Source organism: Pseudovibrio sp. JE062 (assembly GCF_000156235.1).
Lineage (GTDB): Bacteria > Pseudomonadota > Alphaproteobacteria > Rhizobiales > Stappiaceae > Pseudovibrio.
Genome location: NZ_DS996810.1, coordinates 328304 through 347215 on the forward strand (window position 1 = coordinate 328304; position 18912 = coordinate 347215).

General features: G+C 52.7%; 20 protein-coding genes. 11 read left to right on the plus strand and 9 right to left on the minus strand.

Going from position 1 to position 18912, the window contains the following annotated elements; genetic code table 11:
* Window positions 1-60: 60 nt before the first annotated feature.
* From PJE062_RS16270 to folK, 5 genes are all read left to right on the plus strand, one after another.
* Window positions 61-1293, plus strand: a complete 1233-nt coding sequence (locus PJE062_RS16270) for a multidrug effflux MFS transporter (protein WP_008550489.1) — start codon at window positions 61-63, stop codon at window positions 1291-1293.
* A 23-nt stretch (window positions 1294-1316) separates the two neighbouring features.
* On the plus strand, window positions 1317-2234 hold the full coding sequence (locus PJE062_RS16275; protein WP_208982347.1) for a helix-turn-helix transcriptional regulator: 918 nt from the start codon (window positions 1317-1319) through the stop codon (window positions 2232-2234).
* Window positions 2235-2290: 56 nt separating this feature from the next.
* Window positions 2291-2617, plus strand: coding sequence for a putative quinol monooxygenase (locus PJE062_RS16280; protein ID WP_208982348.1), 327 nt, complete (start codon window positions 2291-2293; stop codon window positions 2615-2617).
* Between the two features lie 156 nt (window positions 2618-2773).
* Entirely contained in the window at window positions 2774-3595 is an 822-nt protein-coding gene (gene folP / locus PJE062_RS16285) for a dihydropteroate synthase (RefSeq protein WP_008550501.1), read from the plus strand.
* Window positions 3595-4086, plus strand: a complete 492-nt coding sequence (gene folK, locus PJE062_RS16290; protein ID WP_008550687.1) for a 2-amino-4-hydroxy-6-hydroxymethyldihydropteridine diphosphokinase — start codon at window positions 3595-3597, stop codon at window positions 4084-4086. Before folP ends, folK begins: the two co-directional genes overlap by 1 nt.
* A gap of 115 nt (window positions 4087-4201) precedes the next feature.
* Here folK and PJE062_RS16295 read toward each other — a convergent pair whose 3' ends face one another.
* The gene (locus PJE062_RS16295; protein ID WP_008550669.1) at window positions 4202-4723 is read right to left on the minus strand and encodes a cytochrome b; all 522 of its coding nucleotides are present in this window, start codon (window positions 4721-4723) and stop codon (window positions 4202-4204) included.
* Window positions 4724-4817: 94 nt separating this feature from the next.
* On the opposite strand from PJE062_RS16295, the gene PJE062_RS16300 reads away from it, so the two are divergent.
* Together PJE062_RS16300 and PJE062_RS16305 are read left to right on the plus strand one after the other, a co-directional pair.
* Entirely contained in the window at window positions 4818-5264 is a 447-nt protein-coding gene (locus PJE062_RS16300; protein ID WP_008550726.1) for a MarR family winged helix-turn-helix transcriptional regulator, read from the plus strand.
* A 146-nt stretch (window positions 5265-5410) separates the two neighbouring features.
* Entirely contained in the window at window positions 5411-7873 is a 2463-nt protein-coding gene (locus PJE062_RS16305) for a cation-translocating P-type ATPase (RefSeq protein WP_208982350.1), read from the plus strand.
* 44 nt (window positions 7874-7917) lie between these two features.
* Here the strand turns inward: PJE062_RS16305 and PJE062_RS16310 are convergent, their stop codons facing one another.
* From PJE062_RS16310 to PJE062_RS16335, 6 genes are all read right to left on the minus strand, one after another.
* Window positions 7918-8457 (minus strand): hypothetical protein, encoded by a 540-nt coding sequence (locus PJE062_RS16310; protein ID WP_008550163.1) that lies wholly within the window; start codon window positions 8455-8457, stop codon window positions 7918-7920.
* An 11-nt stretch (window positions 8458-8468) separates the two neighbouring features.
* Window positions 8469-8969 carry a metal-dependent hydrolase gene (locus tag PJE062_RS16315; protein WP_037037402.1) on the minus strand — a complete coding sequence of 167 codons (501 nt, stop codon included), beginning with the start codon at window positions 8967-8969 and terminating at the stop codon, window positions 8469-8471.
* A 108-nt stretch (window positions 8970-9077) separates the two neighbouring features.
* Complete coding sequence (locus tag PJE062_RS16320) at window positions 9078-10196, minus strand: hypothetical protein (protein ID WP_008550488.1); 1119 nt, start codon at window positions 10194-10196, stop codon at window positions 9078-9080.
* Between the two features lie 136 nt (window positions 10197-10332).
* A complete protein-coding gene (gene rlmN, locus PJE062_RS16325) occupies window positions 10333-11589 on the minus strand; it encodes a 23S rRNA (adenine(2503)-C(2))-methyltransferase RlmN (protein WP_037037405.1) in 1257 nt (418 codons plus the stop codon).
* 301 nt (window positions 11590-11890) lie between these two features.
* Window positions 11891-12370 (minus strand): invasion associated locus B family protein, encoded by a 480-nt coding sequence (locus PJE062_RS16330; protein ID WP_008550537.1) that lies wholly within the window; start codon window positions 12368-12370, stop codon window positions 11891-11893.
* Between the two features lie 612 nt (window positions 12371-12982).
* Window positions 12983-13543: an RNA methyltransferase gene (locus tag PJE062_RS16335; protein WP_008550159.1), complete on the minus strand. Its 561-nt coding sequence runs from the start codon at window positions 13541-13543 to the stop codon at window positions 12983-12985.
* Between the two features lie 170 nt (window positions 13544-13713).
* On the opposite strand from PJE062_RS16335, the gene PJE062_RS16340 reads away from it, so the two are divergent.
* Window positions 13714-14688, plus strand: coding sequence for an NADPH:quinone oxidoreductase family protein (locus PJE062_RS16340; protein ID WP_008550577.1), 975 nt, complete (start codon window positions 13714-13716; stop codon window positions 14686-14688).
* A 68-nt stretch (window positions 14689-14756) separates the two neighbouring features.
* Here the strand turns inward: PJE062_RS16340 and xth are convergent, their stop codons facing one another.
* Window positions 14757-15560 (minus strand): exodeoxyribonuclease III, encoded by an 804-nt coding sequence (gene xth / locus PJE062_RS16345; RefSeq protein WP_198136873.1) that lies wholly within the window; start codon window positions 15558-15560, stop codon window positions 14757-14759.
* A 240-nt stretch (window positions 15561-15800) separates the two neighbouring features.
* Between xth and PJE062_RS26385 the strand changes: the two genes are divergently transcribed.
* A complete protein-coding gene (locus PJE062_RS26385) occupies window positions 15801-16241 on the plus strand; it encodes a hypothetical protein (protein WP_008550576.1) in 441 nt (146 codons plus the stop codon).
* Between the two features lie 28 nt (window positions 16242-16269).
* The gene (locus tag PJE062_RS16350) at window positions 16270-16839 is read left to right on the plus strand and encodes an SH3 domain-containing protein (protein ID WP_208982351.1); all 570 of its coding nucleotides are present in this window, start codon (window positions 16270-16272) and stop codon (window positions 16837-16839) included.
* Window positions 16840-16875: 36 nt separating this feature from the next.
* Here the strand turns inward: PJE062_RS16350 and PJE062_RS16355 are convergent, their stop codons facing one another.
* Window positions 16876-17856 (minus strand): MBL fold metallo-hydrolase, encoded by a 981-nt coding sequence (locus tag PJE062_RS16355; RefSeq protein WP_008550638.1) that lies wholly within the window; start codon window positions 17854-17856, stop codon window positions 16876-16878.
* A gap of 108 nt (window positions 17857-17964) precedes the next feature.
* Here PJE062_RS16355 and PJE062_RS16360 point away from each other — a divergent pair, with 108 nt between their 5' ends.
* Complete coding sequence (locus tag PJE062_RS16360; RefSeq protein WP_208982352.1) at window positions 17965-18903, plus strand: LysR family transcriptional regulator; 939 nt, start codon at window positions 17965-17967, stop codon at window positions 18901-18903.
* The last annotated feature ends 9 nt before the right edge of the window (window positions 18904-18912 follow it).

Genomic DNA, 18912 nt, shown 5'->3' on the forward strand with positions numbered 1-18912 from the left:
TTCAAGAAAACTGGTGAAGCGCATTCGGGTTAGCAACGTGCCTTGCCTTGGGGTTCGGGAATGAAAAAGGCAACGGGTACACCCACAGAGCTGCAGCTCTCTGCAGGACGGACTGCGGTTTTCGGGGCATTGCTGGTTACAATCGGTCCGCTTTCCATGGCGCTTTACACGCCTGCCTTGCCAACGCTGGCTGAGGTGTTTGGAACAACGGAAGCCGTCGCCAAGCTCACACTCACGGTTTACTTCGCTGGCTTTACGCTCGCTCAATTGCTCTGCGGGCCGCTCTCGGATGCGTTTGGGCGTCGGCCTATTATTCTCGGGTTCTTCAGTTGCTATCTGCTGGGCAGTCTTCTCGCCTGGTTGGCTCCTAACATTGAGATGCTGTTGCTGGGGCGGTTGATTCAGGGGATTGGTGCATCCAGCGGGATTGCTGTGGCACGGGCGATTGTTCGGGATCAGTTTTCCGGTGAGGCTGGGGCGCGGATTATGAACCTGCTGGCGGTGATGTTGGGCATCGGGCCAGCGATCTCGCCCACCATCGGCGCTTTGACGCTGAGTGCGTTTGGGTGGCAGGCAATCTTTGTTTTGATGGTGGCGTATGCCGGTTTCATCCTGTTGCTGACGCTGACTATTTTGCCGGAGACGAACGCCTATCGGGATGCCCGCCTTATTCGGCCGAAGCAGATCCTTGCGTCTTATTGGAGGCTGCTGCGCTCTTTTGAGTTTATGCAGCCCTCGCTAATCCTCGGGTTCACGATCGGGGTGATTTATACGCTCTCCACGGTGCTGCCGTTTGTTTTGATTGAGCGGATTGGCCTGACGCCTTTGCAGTTTGGCATGGGGATGGTGTTGCAGTCTGGCTCATTCTTCATGGGCGGAGTGGTGACACGGCTATTGCTTCGGCGGTTCAGCACAGAAGCGCTGCTTGCGCCTGCCTTGATCTGTTGCGGATTGGGTGGTCTGGCGTTGTTTGTTGTCACTCAGCTTGAGTATCTGAGCTTTCTGAGCATCATGATCCCAATCGGGGTGTTTGCTTTTGGGGCGTCCATGGCGATGCCTGCGCTTTCCATGCGGGGGATGGAGCCGTTTCCTGAGATTGCGGGTGCTGCTTCCGCTCTGATGGGTTTCATACAGATGGCGGGCGGGTTCTTTGGCAGCCTTGTCACGGCTGTTGTGGTGCCTGATCCTGTGACTGCGCTTGGCGTTGTTATGCCGGGGATGGCGTTCATTGCGTTGTTCTTGCTGATTTTGCCGGTTAAGAAACGAGGCGTGGAAGAGCCTGTCAGTTCGTAACGGGTTGAATTTATGAGATGATTATGAACCAGCTGATTGCCGAATATTGCTCGGCCAACACTTTGCTCATTCCGGAATCGCTTCATGATATGGCCGATGCGCGTTTGATCATGTCGGACGGGAAGGCCTCTGTTTTTCATAAGTTTATCCGCGAGGACATGCGGGATATCGAGTTCTTTACGAGCACACCTTGCCTGGCTTTCGTGATCTCAGGGCGGGAGAGTTTTTCTTCAGCTGAACATGATGAGTTCATTTTGCATGATGGTGAGATGCTCTTCATGGGCCGCGATCTTCATATGATTTCGGACTTCACCAATGAAGACGGGCCTTTGGAGGCTGTCCTCTTTTTCTTTGATACTGCTGTTATTTCAGAGTTCCTGAGGCGCAAGCGCGTTGCCGAAGGTGATAAGGCAGCAGCGCACCAGCCGTTCAAAGTTGAGGCTAATGCTTCCATAAGCGAATACGTGGCTGGCCTGAAATCTATCTATAAAGATCTCAATAAGGCACCTTCGGATCTGGTGCGCATGAAGCTGCTTGAACTGCTGTATCTGGTGGATTTGCTGGGGCATGAGCAACGGTTGCTCAGTTTTTTGGTCGGGGCAAGCGCTGCCGGGAAACGTCGCAACATCAAGCATCTGATGCGGAACGGGAACGCCTACAATCTTTCAGTGAAAGACTTTGCCAAGCTATCGGGACGTTCAGTTTCCAGCTTTAACCGAGACTTCAAGCGGCTCAATGGTGTGACGCCGAGCAAGTGGCTGTTGGATACTCGTTTAGAAAAGGCGCGGGAGCTTGTTTTTGAGGGTAAGCTTAGCGTGACAGAGATTGCGATGCAGATTGGCTTTGCGAGCACCTCTCATTTCATCAAAGCCTTCAAAGGGCGATATGATGAGACGCCGAAGCAGGCGCGGCTGACTTACCAAGATAGTTTTGCTGGATAATTCGTGAGCTGAAAACGGCATTTTTGGTGTTTTGGGCGTATAGGCGAATGAGATGAATGGATAATTTCTCCTTGTTTTTAAAGGAGAAAAACATGTCTATCACTGTTACATTGCAAATGAAGGTTAAAGAGGCACGCTATGCGGAGCTGCAGCAATTTCTGCAGGCCAACCTTCCCAATGTACGCGGGTTTGCCGGCGCTCTGAGTGTTGGAGTTTTTTATAATGCTGAGCAGCAGGATTTGATGCTCTTTGAAGAATGGCTATCTCAAGAGCATCACCAAGCCTACATTCAGTTCATCTCAGAAAATGGCGTCATGAGCCAGTTGCTCTCCTTCATGCAGGATGCGCCGGTGATCACCTATTACGGGCGGGAAGTCCTGTAAAGAGCACTGAGCTGAGTGGTGGGGGACCGATCACTCTTTGCTTTTGCTGACTAACGATTGGTCTGAGGATGGTGAACTGTTCTCGGATCTCTCGATTTTTGCTGGAAACGTACGCAGTGGGAGGCTATGAGGGACCAGAAAGTGGGAGGGACCCTTATGGCAGAGTTTGATCATCGAGTGCTGGAAAGCTCTCAGCGGCCGCTTGTCATGGGCATCTTGAACGTGACCCCGGATAGCTTTTCTGATGGTGGGCAGTTTGATGCGCCCGCTGCAGCGCTTGCGCATGCGATTGAGATGATCGCCGAAGGGGCGGATATCATCGATGTTGGCGGCGAAAGCACGCGGCCCGGCGCGACTGTGGTTGAGGAGCTGGATGAGCTGGAGCGGGTTCTGCCGGTGCTGGATCTCATCAAAGAGCTGCCGGTTCTGATTTCCATCGATACCTATAAGGCCAAGGTTGCAGCAGCGGCTTGCAAGGCTGGTGCGCACATCGTCAATGATGTTTGGGGTTTGCAGAAAGACCCTGACATGGCTGGTGTCGTGGCGGATGCCGGTGTGCCTGTCATCATGATGCATAACCGCATCGAGGTTGATGAGCAGCTGGATATCATGGCTGACATTGAGCGCTTTTTTGAAAAGTCACTCAAGCTGGCCACAGATGCTGGCATTCCGGAAGAGCATCAGATCCTCGATCCGGGCTTTGGCTTTGGCAAAACCCTTCAGCAGAACTATCAGATCCTGAACCGGCTTTCTGAGCTTCGTAAGTTTAACCGGCCAATCCTTGCGGGAGCATCTCGCAAACGTATGATTGGATATGTGTTGAATAATGAAGCGCCAGAGCGTATGGCTGGATCGCTTGCAGTCCACACGCTTTCGCTACAACACGGAGCGCAAATTCTGCGAGTGCACGATGTGAAGCCGCATGCTGATGCTGTGCGGATCTTCCAAGCAATGAAAGAACTAGGCAGCCGCCAATAATGACACAAGAAAAGATTGTTGCAGCACTTGGTTTGGGCTCAAATCTTGGCGATACCAAAGCGAATATCGACGGTGCAGTGGCCGCATTGAATGCTGTCGAGGGAATATCTGTTTTAAAGAAGTCATCCGACTATCGCACTCCGCCATGGGGGCCTGTGCCACAGGATGACTACCGCAACTGTTGCATTACGGTGGAGACGGTTTTGTCTCCGCGCGACTTGCTGAATGCAGGTCTGGATGTTGAGAAGCAGCTTGGCCGAGTGCGTGATGTGCGCTGGGGGCCGCGGACAATTGATATCGACCTGCTGATCTATGATCACGCAAGCGTTGAGGAAGAGGGGCTTCAGGTTCCGCATCCCCGCATGGGCGAGCGTGCGTTCGTGCTTATACCGCTGACCGAGATCTGGCCGGAAGCACCTTTGCTGGATGGACGTACTGCAGCTGAAGCGCTGGAAACCTGCGCTGATAAGGAAGGCATCTACAAGCTGTAGATGCCTTAAAGCAGTCCTTGGTTTTGTTGAAACACATGGACTGCTTTAGGCTTTGACTTTGCGTATCTTTATCCGAAAACCGGTTCCCACTTTTCGGCGATACGCTGTGATCTGCTTAAGCCGTCTTCATTCTGGCGACCAGATTATCCTTCAGCACAAACTGATGATAGAGCGCTGCGATCACGTGCAGTGCGAATGAGGCGAGCAGAACAGGCGCTGCGAAGCCATGAAGTGCAGCTGGTGGAATTGTGATGTTCTCCGGCCATGCCTGCCAGTCACCAGCGATTGCCAGTTCCATCAGACCTGCAAACAGCGACATGCCCATGCCTGAGATGACGAGGGCCAGCGGGGCGAGGTAGAGCAGCAGGTGAACCAGCTTTGACAGGCTGATCATCACAACACCCCAATCTGGATCTGGTTTTGGCCGTGCGTGTTTGATGAGCAGCACGATGCGGTAGATCAGAAACAGCCCTGTAAGAGCTCCAAGGCCTGCGTGTGCCATGAAGATATTGAGCTTTTCAGGCGAGACGGCTGTTCCTTCAAGGACTTTGCCCAGAATGAAGACAGCAATGATGGTGGCGGCAAACAGCCAGTGCAGGATGATTGTCGGGCGACTATATTTTTGTGGCGAAGACATTAGAATTACCTTTGGCAATAGGAATGATCTGATTTTAGTTTACATGTAAATTAGATGTCAATAATATAATAGAAGCAATAATTTCAGGAATTCGATGACCGTGACGATTTCATACCTGCCGTCCATGGGTAGACTGCTGAACACCTTGTCTGAGGCGGCTTGTAGTTTGGCTGAAGATTATCTGCGTCCTCATGACCTTTCTCTGGCACAATGGGTGGTGCTTTCTGCGCTATGGCGTCATGATGGACTGAGTGTTTCGGAGCTCTCTGATTACTCTGGCAAGAAAACTGCCGCGCTTTCGCGTTTACTCGATCGGATGGAAAGCAAAGAACTGGTGCGACGGTCAGCGGTTGAAGATGATAAGCGCTCTGTGAAAATCCATCTGACGGAAAAAGGGCAGGGGCTTTCTCATCTCATTGATATGTATAGGCATGTGAATGGGGTTTTGCTGGCTGATCTGACTGAGGAAGAGCAGAAGATGCTGCTTCCGATGCTGGAACGCATGCTGCAGAGCGTTCAGACAAAACATGGAAAGCCATGAGATCTGAAGCCTTAGCTATTCGGCTTGATCAAAACCGATCGTGTCTTCGAAAAGAAAATTCATAGAAATTGCATTTTTACCCTTGAAGCTACAGCGACTAGAGGTCTTATCTTCTCTTGCAATGACAAAATTGCATGGAGCAGATCATGTCCAACGCGGAAGATCGAAGCCAAAACATCTCTCCAGAAGAGCCACAGGATCACGCTACAAAAAGCTGCTGCTCCAATAAGGCTGAGCAGCCTCAAAAGGCAGAGAGTTCCTGTTGTTCTGGAAAAGATGATGCGCAAGAGAAAGAGAGCTCTTGCTGTTCTTCTAAGTCTGAGACTTCTGCAGATGAGTGCTGTGGTTCTGCCCACGAGCACAAGCACATGCATGTTCACGCTCATACCGGATGTGGCTGTGCCAGCGAAAATGAAGTTGCTATCCCCGATGTAACCAACTGGAAAGGTGCGCGTTCGTTCCGCGTTGAAGGACTGTGCTGTGCGGAGGAGATGGGTATTCTTCGCCGTGTGGTTGGCCCCGTTGTTGGCGATCCTGAATACCTAGCGTTTGATGTGCTGAACGGGAAGATGATCGTTTCTCCTGTCGCCCGTGATGTCACCGACGAGCAGATTATGAAGGCGGTTGATAGCACGGGGATGAAAGCTGCTCTGTTCATTGAGCAGGAAGCGGCTGATGCACGTGCAAAACAGCATCGGCGGTTGGGCACTTTTACCATTGCCAGCGGCTTGTTCTGGGCGGCTGCCATTATTGTTCAGGCAACGCTGTTCTTCTCAAGCACCAGTTCCACAGATGTGTTCAGCGTCTTTGACTCCGTTCCTTCTGGGCCGGTTGAAGTGCTGTACATGCTGGCCATTGTTGCTGGTCTGCGGCTGGTCGCTCCAAAGGGCTGGTATGCACTGAGGACTTTGCGACCTGACATGAACCTGCTGATGCTGGTGGCGGTTGCTGGCGCGATTGGCATCGGAGAGTGGTTTGAAGGGGCGACGGTTGCCTTCCTGTTTTCTCTTTCGCTTTATCTGGAAAGCTGGAGTGTTGGGCGCGCTCGCAAGGCTGTGGCCGCGCTTATGGATATTGCACCAACTGTCGTGCGCTTGCTCAAGCCCGATGGCGGCGAAGAGGAAGTTGCTGCCAACAGCGTGAAGCCGGGTGCAGTGTTTGTTGTGCGCGGTGGTGATCGCATTCCGCTGGATGGCGTGGTGCGCAAAGGTGTTGGCAGTGTCGATCAGGCTCCGATTACGGGTGAAAGCGTCCCCGTGATGAAAGAGGCCGGTGATGATGTTTATGCCGGTACCATCAATGGTGAAGGCAGCTTTGAGGTAGAGGCGACCAAGGGCGCTGATGACACCATGCTGGCCCGTATCATCCGTATGGTGAGCGAAGCGCAGGCACGTCGCGCTGCTGCTGAGCAGTGGGTTGAGAAGTTTGCTCGTGTTTATACGCCAGCTGTGATGGTTCTGGCTGTGTTGCTGGCTGTTATCCCGCCACTGCTGTTTGGTGCGGCCTGGATGGACTGGTTCTATCGCGCGTTGGTTCTGCTGGTCATTGCCTGCCCCTGTGCGCTGGTGATCTCCACGCCTGTCTCCATTGTTGCTGGTTTAACCTCTGCCGCTCGCAATGGCGTGCTGATCAAAGGCGGTGTGTTCCTTGAACTGCCTGCTCGCTTGAAAGCGCTGGCTTTTGACAAGACCGGGACCATCACCAATGGTCTGCCAACAGTGACAGATGTTTACCCGCTGTCCGGCCATAGCGTGGAAGAGCTTCTTGTACGTGCGGCTTCTCTGGAAGCTCGCAGTTCTCACCCTCTTGCAGAAGCGATCCTAACACGTGCGAAGGAAGATGGCGTCGCGTATCAGCCTGCTGAAAACGTTGAGTTGCTGCCGGGGCGTGGCCTTTCCGGTCAGCGTAACGGCAAGAGCTATTGGCTCGGATCTCGCCGGTTCTTGAATGAAAAGGACTTTGATATTGGCGAAGCAGATGCCAAGGCTCGTGAGCTGGAAGCTGAAGGCAAGACGGTTGTCGCGGTTGGCACCGATGCCCACGTATGTGGCCTGATCGCACTGGCCGATACCGTTCGCGACACGGCAGAAGAGCTGGTTTCTCAGCTGCACAATGCTGGTGTTGAGAAGTTGGTGATGCTGACGGGTGATAACAAGGCAACGGCGGAGCGGGTTGCGGCTTCTGTTGGGATCGACGAGGTGCGTGCTGAGTTGCTGCCGGAAGATAAGGTTGCCGCTGTTGAGCAGCTCTCTCATGAATATGAGACTGTGGCAATGATCGGTGATGGTGTGAACGATGCACCAGCGATGGCCCGGGCGAGCTTCGGCGTGGCAATGGGAGCGATTGGCTCAGATGCTGCGATTGAGACCGCAGACATTGCGTTGATGAAAGATGACCTCTCCTGTCTGCCGTGGCTCATCCATCATTCAAAGCGGACGCTTCAGATCATCCACCAGAACATCGCTTTTGCGTTTGTCGTGAAAGGCCTGCTGGTGATCCTGACCGCCCTCGGCTTCGCCAGCCTCTGGGCAGCGATCCTGGGGGATGTGGGGGCTACGCTGATCGTGGTGACCAACGCCCTGCGATTGCTGAAAGATCGTGCAGAATAGCAAAAGAAAAGCCGAGGTCAGTGCCTCGGCTTTTTCTTAGGGCTTTATCTCGGATCTTCGTTTGAAGATCGCTTGCTAATCCACCAGCTGCCGGATGCTTTGCCGGCGATGAGCCAGTAGATGAAACCGGCGATGAAGCCTGCGGAGGCTGCAACGGATGAGCCGGGGCGGAGGCCTTCGGTTGGTGGTGTTGGGGTTCCGGGTGCAGAGTAGGCAATGATGCTGCCTGCTTCGTTTGAGGCGTAGAACAAGTCAGCGGGTAGTGCGCCGCCGATGCCCCAGAGGACGAGGGCGATGAGGCCACCTGCGGAAACGTGGTAGATGACGCCTCGCCATTTCATCAGCTCCGCAAAGCCGATAGCGAAGCCACTTGGGATGAGTGACAGAGCTCCAATCACGCTTGCGGAGATAATCGTGCTCCATGTGATCGCGATGAGCTGAATGATATCTGCCTCAGGCCCACCATGAACACTGAGGGTTCTGAAGAAGCCCCAGGACAAGAACAGACCGGCTGCGATGATTGCCAATGAGAAGCCTAACGCGATACGGAGCAGCTGAAAAAAGAGCTTGGTTCCGTCGATCATTGTGCAATCCTTTATATCGGTGTCTGATGTGGCGATCTTCTGCTTTTCAAGAATACACCAATAGCTATTGAGCAAATGAGGATTTCAATTGCAAATGTCCAGTGCAGGACGAAGCTCCAGATGTAATTCTCGTAGATAGCTGGGATTTCTATGAATTCGACCTGGAGTTTGGAGAATGGCGCAAGCCAGAAGACAGGTGCTGCGACACTATCTAAAACCATGTGCAGCAAACCGCCAATACTGACTCCAAACAAGGCAACGCCCAAGCGAGACTTTCTCGACAACAGAATAGCTGATAGCGCAAGGAGCATGAGCCAGGTTATTGGCCAATGAGAAAAGTAGTGTCTGTGATGGGTGCTCTGATTGTCTATAAGGTAGAAATAGAGCATGTCAGCATCAGGAAGAATGCTACCGATTGAGGTCCAAAGAACGAGTTGCCGGGACTTCAGGTTCAGCTGTCTCGTAGCTGCTTTTCCAAGCAGGTAGCCCGCAGGCAAGTGCGCGATAAACATGATTAAAGCCAATAGGATATGAGATTGGCTAGCACCATTCATCATGACTATGGCGAGAGTTAGTAATGCTCACATGTTTGCTCTTGGTTTTGCAACTAGCCGATCACATCACCCTCTTTCCGTTCTCGTCAGCAGCATGGCTACGCTGATGAAGTGGAAGTCGTAGAGGTGGGGGGCTTCGCGGACGCGGCGTTCGCCGCGGGTGTAGATGCTGTCAAGGAGCTCTGTGGTGTTTGGGAGGTGCGAGAGGGCTGCTTTGAGGGGAGCTTCGGTGAAGGCCCGGTAAAAGTTCACCATTTGCCGAGCATAGGCGGAGGCATCGTTGTCTTGCTTGTATTGCTCTACGAAGGGGACAGGCGTTTCGTAGCATTCTGCTTTGTCTATGGTGAACAGGTGAGATAACGAGCCACTCTCAGGTTTTACGGGTGCTGTAAGCTGTTCCAGGCTGCGTATGTAGACGGGATGGTAGTAGCGCTCGTAGGTGTCTTGAGAGATTGAGCCGTCGGCAACGTGATCGAGCAGAGACAGGTTGAATAAGTTTACGATCCCGTCTGCTGTCGAGACATGTTCATTTCTGCCAACAGTTTGCAGCAGGAGTTTGCCGCCTGGCTCGAGTTCGTTTGCACGTGCTTTGAGAAATGTTTCCAAATCATGGGCGGCTTGTTTCTCGCAGACTTCCTTATCTTTTGCTGAGATAGAACCACTCTCAGTTGAGAGGCTTGGGCCGTTGGGCATCACGTAGTCGGGTAAGCGTTCCAGCGGGCGTTCTGAGAGGAACACCGTGGCATTGAAAGATGTTGCCAGATGCACAGAGCCGGGAGGGAGCAACTGGTTGAACATAGAACCGCCGACGATGCCGCCAAAGACAGTTGGATCAGTGTAGGGAGGCTGAGTGCGATTACCGATGGCGTCGAGCAGGGTGGAGTAATCGTTGCTGGGCAGATCGCTATGGATTGCCTGAACAGGATTGGTGCCATGCTGTCTTGTGGCTTCAGTGAGCTGAGCCATGATCTGCATGGAATTAGCTCCCTCAGAACATCCGTAATCGATAAATCGGAGTGGTGATCCATTTGTTGGCATTGGCAAGTTGCCGACGGCTTCGTGTAGCCATGGGTACACGTAGGCGATGGTGGCTTGTTGTGTGGCGGAGTTCTTATTGTAGAACCCTTTGCCTTTCATGCCTGTGGTTGTGGCGTTCTTTTGTGATGGATGTGCTTTATCGGTCATGGGGTTGATGTCCAGTTATCGCATCTGTCCTGAGGATCACGATATCTGAAGTCTGTGCACATGGAGTGAACGCAAAGAAAAAGGCCGGTGCTTATCTCAAGCACCGGCCTTTTGAATGGTTATTGCTTTGCCGTGGTTAAGCGTCGCCTTGGGTCTGCGCTTTCTCAAGAGCTTCACGCTCTGATTTGCGGAGACGCTCAGAAGCTGACTTCAGCTGACCACAAGCGGCGAAGATATCGCGGCCACGTGGGGTACGGATTGGGGAAGCGTAGCCTGCGCGGTTCACAACATCTGCAAACTCTTCGATCTGTTCCCAATCGGAGCACTCATATGGAGAGCCGGGCCATGGGTTGAATGGCAGCAGGTTGATCTTTGCCGGAATGCCTTTGAGCAGCTGTACAAGCTTCTTCGCATCTTCAAGGCTGTCGTTGACGCCTTTCAGCATCACGTATTCGAAGGTGATGCGCTTTGCGTTGGACAGGCCCGGATAGTCACGGCATGCCTGAAGCAGCGTTTCCAGATTGTACTTCTTGTTGATTGGAACAAGTACGTTACGGAGCTCGTCATTCACTGCGTGCAGGGAGATTGCCAGCATACAGCCGATTTCGTCACCGGTGCGTGCAATTTCTGGAGTTACGCCAGATGTTGACAGAGTGATGCGGCGCTTGGAAAGGGACAGGCCATCACCGTCTGAAGCGATCAGAAGCGCTTTCTTGACGTTCTCGAAATTGTAGAGCGGCTCGCCCATGCCCATCATCACGATGTTGGTGATGCGGCGGCGGTTGGATGTGGATGCGTCCAAACCACCTTCTGGTGCATCTGCATCCGGGAAGTCGTTGAGACGGTCTTTCGCGAGCATCAGCTGTGCGAGGATCTCTTCTGCGGTCAGGTTGCGAACCATTTTTTGCGTGCCGGTGTGGCAGAAGGTGCAGGTGAGGGTACAGCCAACCTGAGAGGAAATGCAGAGCGTTCCACGGTCTTCTTCCGGGATGTAGACGGTTTCTACCTCAACCGGTTTACCAGCGCCGCGGGACGGGAAGCGGAACAGCCATTTGCGGGTGCCGTCTACGGAGATCTGTTCGGTGACGATTTCCGGACGGGCGATGGTGAATGCGAAGTCCAGCTTGGTGCGCAGGTCTTTGGAGACGTTGCTCATCTTGCTGAAGTCAGAGATGCCGCGAACGTAGAGCCAGTGCCACAGCTGGTTCACGCGCATGCGGATCTGACGTTCTGGGACACCTACTGCAGCAAGGGCATTGCCCAACTCTTCACGGCTGAGGCCGATAAGGGATGGCTTTTCTTCCTGCACAGGATCTGTTGCAGGAGTGGAATTTGCTGCGCTGGTCGCCGCCGGATCAGCGGATTTGTGCGCGATGTCTAACGATACCGCCATGGTCATTCACCAGTTGTTCTTAGATGCTCGGCTTTAAGCTTATGTTCTTTGCGTATTCAAGCCCGAAGAATGTGCCTCACTCTTCAGCAATACGGTTTAGCAGGAAAAAGCGGGAAATGAGTGCCCATTGCTCGCTGCTAAAAATGCGAAGAGGCGGTCGCCAGCAGCAACCGCCTACGTATTCGGCACGCTTATAGCCGAAATCGCGTAGTTTGAAAATCCCAGATCTCAAATTGCGTGGCGGCAAGCTGGCGCAGGCAAGAGATCTCTATGCTCTCAAACAATTCTGAGTGTCAGCGCCTTATTGGCAGGCGCTGGTAGCATCCCTTACAGCAGCAGTGATGCCGCTCAAGGAAAACTTGTAGGAAGTTTTGGTGCCGCGAGCGGACTCGCCAGAAATAGACATGGAACTGCCTGCTTTCATAGCGTCAACCAAACGCTTCTCTTCCGCAGCGTTCTGAACCCATGCGCCGTCACCTTTGGTGAACATGGTGAACTGCTGACCATCAACATTGGTCGTGACCAGAGAGCCTTCTTTAAATGGATAACCCACTATAAAGCTTGGCTCATTGGATACGCCTTCACTTGGACGGGTAGAAACGAAGAAGAAGACTTCACCGTGGTTTCTATCTGTCGGCAGTGATTGTGTTGGTGCGGAAATAGCATAACACACCTTGCCACCGCTCTGGGTGTTGAAGGTGTAGGTTGCCCAATCCTTGTTTTCTTTCAAGAGGGCAGGAGACTGCGCATTTGCAGTCGCGCCCGAGATACCAAGAGCCATTAAGGCAGTTATCAGGATACGTGCTTGCATCTTCTCCAAACCGCGTTGCGTACGACAAAATCTGAGATTCTGTGCGAAAACCCATAAAACTTAATGTTAGGGTTACTTTAAAGATGGTTACAAAAGGGTTGATACCCTGTTTTTACAGAGGCAAAAAAATATTTGCCTTTGAACCGCTCCATGAATGCTGGCAACAGAAATCTGGCGGGAGTGTGGCATGCACAGCCATAATATCAAGCGTAAAGCCACTAATGAATTTCCGTTTTAAGTGACGGAAGACAGTAGATATGCAAGTTGATTATTTGCTGTATTTAACGCGCTAGTAAATAAGCGCTAATTGCCTTTAAAAGCTCAGATTTTCCGATGTCTTTTCAAATTAATTGGCAGCATTTCACCCAGTAAAAAATATGGGCGTCTTTCCACATAGTGTTCACAGATTGAGAGAAAATGCGAAGCAAAGAGCCGTTAAGAATTACGAATTTGTAATGTGGAGAGGCTGTGTCGGGCCAAGCGCTATAACTTAAAAATTTACGCAAGGCATTTGCCATGGTGAGAATTAAAGGTTGCCTTTCGAGAATGCATATCAGAAATGGCAACCTGATCTCGAATCACTCAGGGGTTGCTGTCGAAGCCCGGAACTTTTCGACCAGTTCGGAAGATCGGAGCGCCATGAACGTGTTCCAGTAGCGGATCTTTAGGTGCCCCAGCGGTTATCGAGCGTTCGGCGTATTTTCCGTGCGCCATGTAGCGGTCATACAAAACCAGAGCAGCAGCGACGCCAACGTTCAAGCAGAACTTGGTTGGGATTTTGACGATGTAGTCACAGCGTTCCTGCATCTCTTTGGAGAGGGAGCCGCGCTCAGGGCCAAGGATGTAGGCTGCTTGCAGCGGATGACCGAAGCTTGGCAGTTCGATCGCATCATCGGTGAGTTCGACGCCAACGAGTTTACAGCCGCGTGGGAACTGCATTTCATCAACCGAGTTCCAGGCAAAGTATGGCAGGTGGTCGGGGCTTTTGGAGGTGTCGGCCTTCATGGCAGCTCCAAGCCCTTTGATGTGTGCATCGACTGTAAAAAAGTAACTTGCTCCGAATGCATGACCTGTACGCATCAGCGTGCCAACATTCATGGATTTGGAAAGCCCTTCAGAGCCAATAGCAAAATAACCGCGCATGCCCAGTTGTTCTCGTTGTTGATGTTGTGCGCTTCATACCTCCAACTGCGGTGTTCCTGCAAGCCTGTGAGGGCTCAGGGGTGTTTTAATCGTAAAGTGACACCAATGGCGGTTTTGAGGTTTGGCGATTGCGCGTGTAATTTTGCGGGTAAGAGAGAGGGCTGTATTTCATGAAAGCTGTTATCTGCGAAAAACTTGGTGGGCCGAGTGATCTGGTTGTCCGGGAACTGGAAGATCCAAGTGCAGGGCCGGGAGAGGTGTTGGTTCGCGTGAAGGCAGCGGCACTCAACTATTTTGATACGCTGATCATTCAGGGCAAATACCAGTTCAAGCCAGAGCTTCCGTTTTCTCCATCAGGTGAGATGGCCGGTATTGTTGAAGCTGTGGGGGAAGGTGTGACCCGCTTCAAGGTTGGGGATCGTGTGGCGTCCTATGCGAAATGGGGCGCAGCACGAGAGCTTTATGTTGCTCCTGAGGATGAAGTGGTTCTGGTGCCTGATGCCGTTTCGCTAAAGCATGCGGCGGGGCTTTTGATCACGTATGGTACGGCAATCCATGGGCTGCGAAGCAGGGCGCATTTGCAGCCGGGCGAAAGTGTTGCTGTGCTGGGTGCCTCTGGTGGGGCCGGGCAGGCGGCTGTTGAGGTTGCCAAGCTGATGGGCGCGCGCGTGATTGCCTGTGCTTCTTCTGAAGACAAGCTTGCTCATGCAAAAGCTTGTGGTGCTGATGAGCTGGTTGATTACTCTCAAGGTGGATTGAAGCAGAAGCTGAAGGATCTGACAGACGGCAAAGGGCTTGAGGTCGTTTATGATGTGATTGGCGGCGACTATGCGGATGATGCTTTGCGGGCCACAGGTTGGCGCGGACGCTATCTGGTTGTTGGGTTTGCGTCTGGCACTATTCAGAGGATCCCGGCAAATCTGGCGCTGCTGAAGGGCTGTGACATCCTCGGTGTGTTCTGGGGAGATGCGGTGGTTCGGGAACCTGAGGAGCATCACAAAGATTGTGAGCAGCTGTTCCAATGGGTGGCTGAGGGCAAATTGAAGCCGCATATCCACGCTGAGTATCCGTTTGAGGATATCGCTCTAGGTCTGGAGGAGATCTCCAGTCGCAGAGCCAAGGGCAAAGTTCTGCTTATTCCGTAAGGCGTAGATACAGAAAAAGCGGGAGGTTGCTCCCGCTTCTTACTCACATCGTATTGTGTGTTGGAAGATTAAGCTTCCAGCACAGCCATGACTGGGGCGTGGTCGGATGGCTTTTCCCAGCCGCGGGCATCACGCATGATCTGGACGTCTTTGGTGTGCTGCGCTGTTTCTGGTGTCATCCAGACGTGGTCAAGGCGGCGGCCTTTGTCAGATGCAGACCAGTCTTTGGCGCGGTAGCTCCACCAGGTGTAGATCTTCTGATCCATTGGCATGTGCTTGCGCATGGTGTCGACGTAGTTGCCAGCTTCGCGCACATCTTCAAGGCGCTGACATTCCAGCGGGGTATGGGACACCACTTTGATGAGCTGTTTGTGGGACCATACGTCGTTTTCATAAGGGGCGATGTTCAGATCACCAACAACGATGGACTGGCCGTCGAAGCCTTTGAACCAGCTTTCCATCTCATCAAGGAACTTGAGCTTGTGGGCGAACTTGTCGTTGACCTCTGGGTCCGGCACATCACCGCCTGCTGGGACGTAGAAGTTATGGATGCGGACCTTGCCGCCATTGAATGCAACATCAGCTGCGATGTGGCGGGTGTCGCCCATTTCACAGAACTCTTTGCGTTCAACGTTTTCCAACGGCACGCGTGAGAGCAGAGCAACGCCGTGGTAGCCCTTTTGACCGTGCACCTCTACGTAGCGGTAGCCCAGTTTGTTGATCGCTGCTGACGGGAAGCTACCATCCGGGCATTTTGTTTCCTGCAGGCACAACACATCCGGGGCGTGGTCCAGTAACATTTTCTCGACGATTGGAAGACGGAGACGGACTGAGTTAATGTTCCACGTTACAATTTTGAGGCGCTTCGTCATGGGGGCGTTCTTACCTGCTTTGGAGAATCATGGCCTAAACCTAAGGGTTAGGTGCGGTTCTGGCCAGAAAAACTGATATGAACTGTGAGTTTGTTCACGTTATATTCTTCAAAGCAAGACATAAATTGCTTCTAAAACCCGATGTTTTGTCAGGGCACGTTGTTAGCCCCTTGGTGGCACTCTTCTCCTAATTATGCTGGCTGTAAGTTTTGGCCAGCCTGCAGTTAGGATCAGGGTCAAATGAAATACGCAATGTTTGTAGGCTGTTGTCTTGCAGCGGGTATGGTGGCTCAATCTGTGAGTGCCAGCAGTTTGTCGACACGCTCGGGTTCCGTTGATTATCCGGGTTTCCGGCAGGTTCAGTTCAGTGAGCGCAGCAATATCATCCCACCCATCAAGCCTCTGGATCGGCCCGTTGAGCCGGGTGATAGCCTGAGGCCAGGGCAGGCGCAGCCGTATCTGCCAACGGATCGGGGTGCTGATCATCCATCGTTCAATCCGCCTCCCGGTGCTTATCCTGCTGGTTCGGCGCGTCCGGGCTCATTGCCACCGCCACTACCGGGGCCATCCGGTCCGTTGCCTCCCGCTCCACCGATAACTGGTTTGCCGCCTGCTGGTGGTGCTCCCGCTGGGCCGGGATTTGGAGGGCCTTCTTATGGAGGTCCGGCTTATGGCCGTTGATTGTTCAGAGCAACAGGAAGGGGTCATCATGAAGATTATAGCCTGGGTGCTGGCTGGCCTCGTTCTTCTGGCTGTTATCATCTATTCCAACGCCGCCTTTGCTCAGAGTGGTCATGCTGGTTACACGACAACTGGTGTGAACATGAGAACGGGACCGGGAACCAAGTATCCTGTGATTACGACCATTCCGGCAGGGGGTGTGGTGTTCATCAACTATTGCACCAAGAATGGCTCATGGTGTGATCTGACCTTCCGTGGTGCTCCGGGGTGGGTTTCTGCGCGGTATATCCGTTATGGCGTAGAAGGGCCGCATTACTCCCGTACGCTTCCCTATGTAGCGCCTTATGTGGGACTGCCGTTTATCTATCGGCGTTATCCGATCTACCCACGCTATCCGCATTGGCGTCCTTACCCACATCCACGGCGTGAGATTCCGGCTTATCCGTTGCAGCCATCACGACCAATTGAAGTGCCAGCTGCCCCCCTGACGCCAGCGCAGCCGATTGCTCCGCCGGTCACGCCCTCTATCCCGCTGACGCCAGCGCAACCAATTGCGCCGCCATCGGTGCCAGCGACGCCATTGTCGCCAGCTCAATGAGAAAAAGCTCACGAGGTGTCTCGTGAGCTTTTGTTTTCAGAGCTTATGCTGCCAGCTGGTTTCGACATAGGCGTAGGCATTACCAACTCTGCGGACGTGGCCAAGGCCGGGGAAGTCGTGGTGAATGCCAATCACCGGAGTTCTGTCGGCAGAGACGCGATCCAGTATCGTCCGACGTGTTTTGCGAGCCATGTCCTGATCGATGTCGAAGGCAATGGTCCAGTCCGGATTGGCAAACTGGAGGGCTGAGGAGTGAACGGTATCGCCCCAGATCAGCACTTCCTCATTGTTGGAATGAATGCGGATGCCCATGTGACCCGGTGTGTGGCCGGGGAGAAGAACGGCATCCAGTCCCTTGATGAACTCACCATCCTTACTGATGAGTGTTTTGTTGTTGTCGTAAGGCTTGGAAGCGTTTTGGGCGAGGTCTACGAAATTCTGTAGGTCTTTTGGAAAGCGTGCGCGTGTGTTTTCGTCATTCCAGAACGTGTGTTCAACTTCATGAACGATGAACTCTGCATTGGGGAAGAGTTTTTCTCCTGATTTGGAGACAAGCCCGCCGATGTGGTCGATGTGCAAATGTGTCAGAACAACTGCGTCCACATCAGCGGTATCGTATCCTGCGTTCTTCAGGTTTTGGTGGAAGCGGCCCAGAGTTGGGCCCATCAAGTCGGCAGTGCCGGTATCGACAACGACAAGATGTTCCCCCGTATTAATGAGATATCCGTTTACAGAGATAGACATGTCCCCTGTATTGGGGCTACGAAAGTTCTGCTTTAGAGTTTCTTCCGCTACCTTCTGGTCAAATCCCACGACCAATGACGGATCTAATCCCAAGTGTCCGTCAAGAATTGCCGTTACTTCAATGTCTCCTACCGAGAAACGATAGATGCCAGGAACTTGTGCGCCAATTTTGGGTGCTGCTGCCAATGCGATGCTCGACATTGCAGGGGCAATTGCGCCTGCGCCTGCAACAGAGGCGGCTGCGGATAAAAAAGATCGGCGTGAAAGTGTCATGAAAGGCTCCTCATCTACAAGCGATGGGAGCAATATTGTTGGGTTGATGCTGGAAGTGCAGAGGGCCAAGCCTTATCTTGGATATAAGCAGTGCTTATGGGGCAGATCATGGATCTTCTGAATTTACTGGAGAGTTTCGTTCGCGTCATCGACAACGGGTCGCTGAGCGGCGGTGCTCGTCAGCGCCACATCAGTCAGCCTGCGATGAGTCAGCAGTTGAACCTGCTGGAAGGGCAGGTTGGACAGGAACTGGTCTTTCGAACGAACAAAGGTGTTAAGCCCACGGCTGCTGGCAAGATTGTTTATGAGCATGCACAAAAGATGCTGCGCCAGAGTGCTCAGATGTTTGAGGATGTTCAGGAGCAAGTGGCAGCAGAGAGCGGATCGCTGGTGGTTTCTGTGTCTCAGCCTATGGGTGGTGATATCATCACGCCGCTGATCTTTGATCTTCGGAAGGATTATCCGGATCTTTCAGTTTCTATCAGGATGGAAGATCAGTTCATTGATGTTGTTGAGGATGGGATTGATCTGGCCATTCGCACAGGTGCAACGGGTGATACCTCTGGTTTTTCCAGAAAAATTGCGATTGTTGAGACCTGTATGGCGGCAAGTCCGGACTATCTTGCCAGGCATGGTGTACCGCAGATTCCTGAGGCTTTGTCAGAGCTGAATTACATCCAATATAGGAACGAGAAACTGGTCGATTCTCTGGAGCTCTTCAGGCACGGGAAACGGCATGAGGTTTGCGTAAATTCTGAGTTTGTCGCTGGGCATCCGCAGGTAATGGTGCAGGCGCTTTTGAACTCGGTTGGTTTTACGCGCATGCCATTGTTTATGATGCAGGATTATGAGGACACCGGCCAACTGCAACGGTTGCTTCCTGATTATCAATGCGAGGAAAAGCCGGTCTATCTCGTTTATCCATCCCGCGAGGCGATGACGCGGAAGGCTGAGATTTTTATTGAGGCGATGATAGAGCGGTTCAAGGATGTTGCTGGCATCCGGTTGGTTGGGCAGAAGCCTGTTCAGCTTGCCCAACCTGCGTGATTACATTGG

Bases quoted from the DNA above. Each gene is read 5' to 3' on its own strand.
- PJE062_RS16275 (WP_208982347.1), top strand. From the start codon at position 1,317: ATGAACCAGCTGATTGCCGAATATTGCTCGGCCAACACTTTGCTCATT.
- PJE062_RS16360 (WP_208982352.1), top strand. From the start codon at position 17,965: ATGGATCTTCTGAATTTACTGGAGAGTTTCGTTCGCGTCATCGACAAC.
- PJE062_RS26385 (WP_008550576.1), top strand. From the start codon at position 15,801: ATGAAATACGCAATGTTTGTAGGCTGTTGTCTTGCAGCGGGTATGGTG.
- folP (WP_008550501.1), top strand. From the start codon at position 2,774: ATGGCAGAGTTTGATCATCGAGTGCTGGAAAGCTCTCAGCGGCCGCTT.
- PJE062_RS16280 (WP_208982348.1), top strand. From the start codon at position 2,291: ATGGATAATTTCTCCTTGTTTTTAAAGGAGAAAAACATGTCTATCACT.
- PJE062_RS16320 (WP_008550488.1), bottom strand. From the start codon at position 10,196: ATGACCGATAAAGCACATCCATCACAAAAGAACGCCACAACCACAGGC.
- PJE062_RS16340 (WP_008550577.1), top strand. From the start codon at position 13,714: ATGAAAGCTGTTATCTGCGAAAAACTTGGTGGGCCGAGTGATCTGGTT.
- PJE062_RS16355 (WP_008550638.1), bottom strand. From the start codon at position 17,856: ATGACACTTTCACGCCGATCTTTTTTATCCGCAGCCGCCTCTGTTGCA.
- PJE062_RS16310 (WP_008550163.1), bottom strand. From the start codon at position 8,457: ATGATCGACGGAACCAAGCTCTTTTTTCAGCTGCTCCGTATCGCGTTA.
- PJE062_RS16305 (WP_208982350.1), top strand. From the start codon at position 5,411: ATGTCCAACGCGGAAGATCGAAGCCAAAACATCTCTCCAGAAGAGCCA.
- PJE062_RS16330 (WP_008550537.1), bottom strand. From the start codon at position 12,370: ATGGCTCTTGGTATCTCGGGCGCGACTGCAAATGCGCAGTCTCCTGCC.
- PJE062_RS16335 (WP_008550159.1), bottom strand. From the start codon at position 13,543: ATGCGCGGTTATTTTGCTATTGGCTCTGAAGGGCTTTCCAAATCCATG.
- PJE062_RS16295 (WP_008550669.1), bottom strand. From the start codon at position 4,723: ATGTCTTCGCCACAAAAATATAGTCGCCCGACAATCATCCTGCACTGG.
- rlmN (WP_037037405.1), bottom strand. From the start codon at position 11,589: ATGGCGGTATCGTTAGACATCGCGCACAAATCCGCTGATCCGGCGGCG.
- PJE062_RS16270 (WP_008550489.1), top strand. From the start codon at position 61: ATGAAAAAGGCAACGGGTACACCCACAGAGCTGCAGCTCTCTGCAGGA.
- PJE062_RS16300 (WP_008550726.1), top strand. From the start codon at position 4,818: ATGACCGTGACGATTTCATACCTGCCGTCCATGGGTAGACTGCTGAAC.
- PJE062_RS16315 (WP_037037402.1), bottom strand. From the start codon at position 8,969: ATGTTTATCGCGCACTTGCCTGCGGGCTACCTGCTTGGAAAAGCAGCT.
- folK (WP_008550687.1), top strand. From the start codon at position 3,595: ATGACACAAGAAAAGATTGTTGCAGCACTTGGTTTGGGCTCAAATCTT.
- PJE062_RS16350 (WP_208982351.1), top strand. From the start codon at position 16,270: ATGAAGATTATAGCCTGGGTGCTGGCTGGCCTCGTTCTTCTGGCTGTT.
- xth (WP_198136873.1), bottom strand. From the start codon at position 15,560: ATGACGAAGCGCCTCAAAATTGTAACGTGGAACATTAACTCAGTCCGT.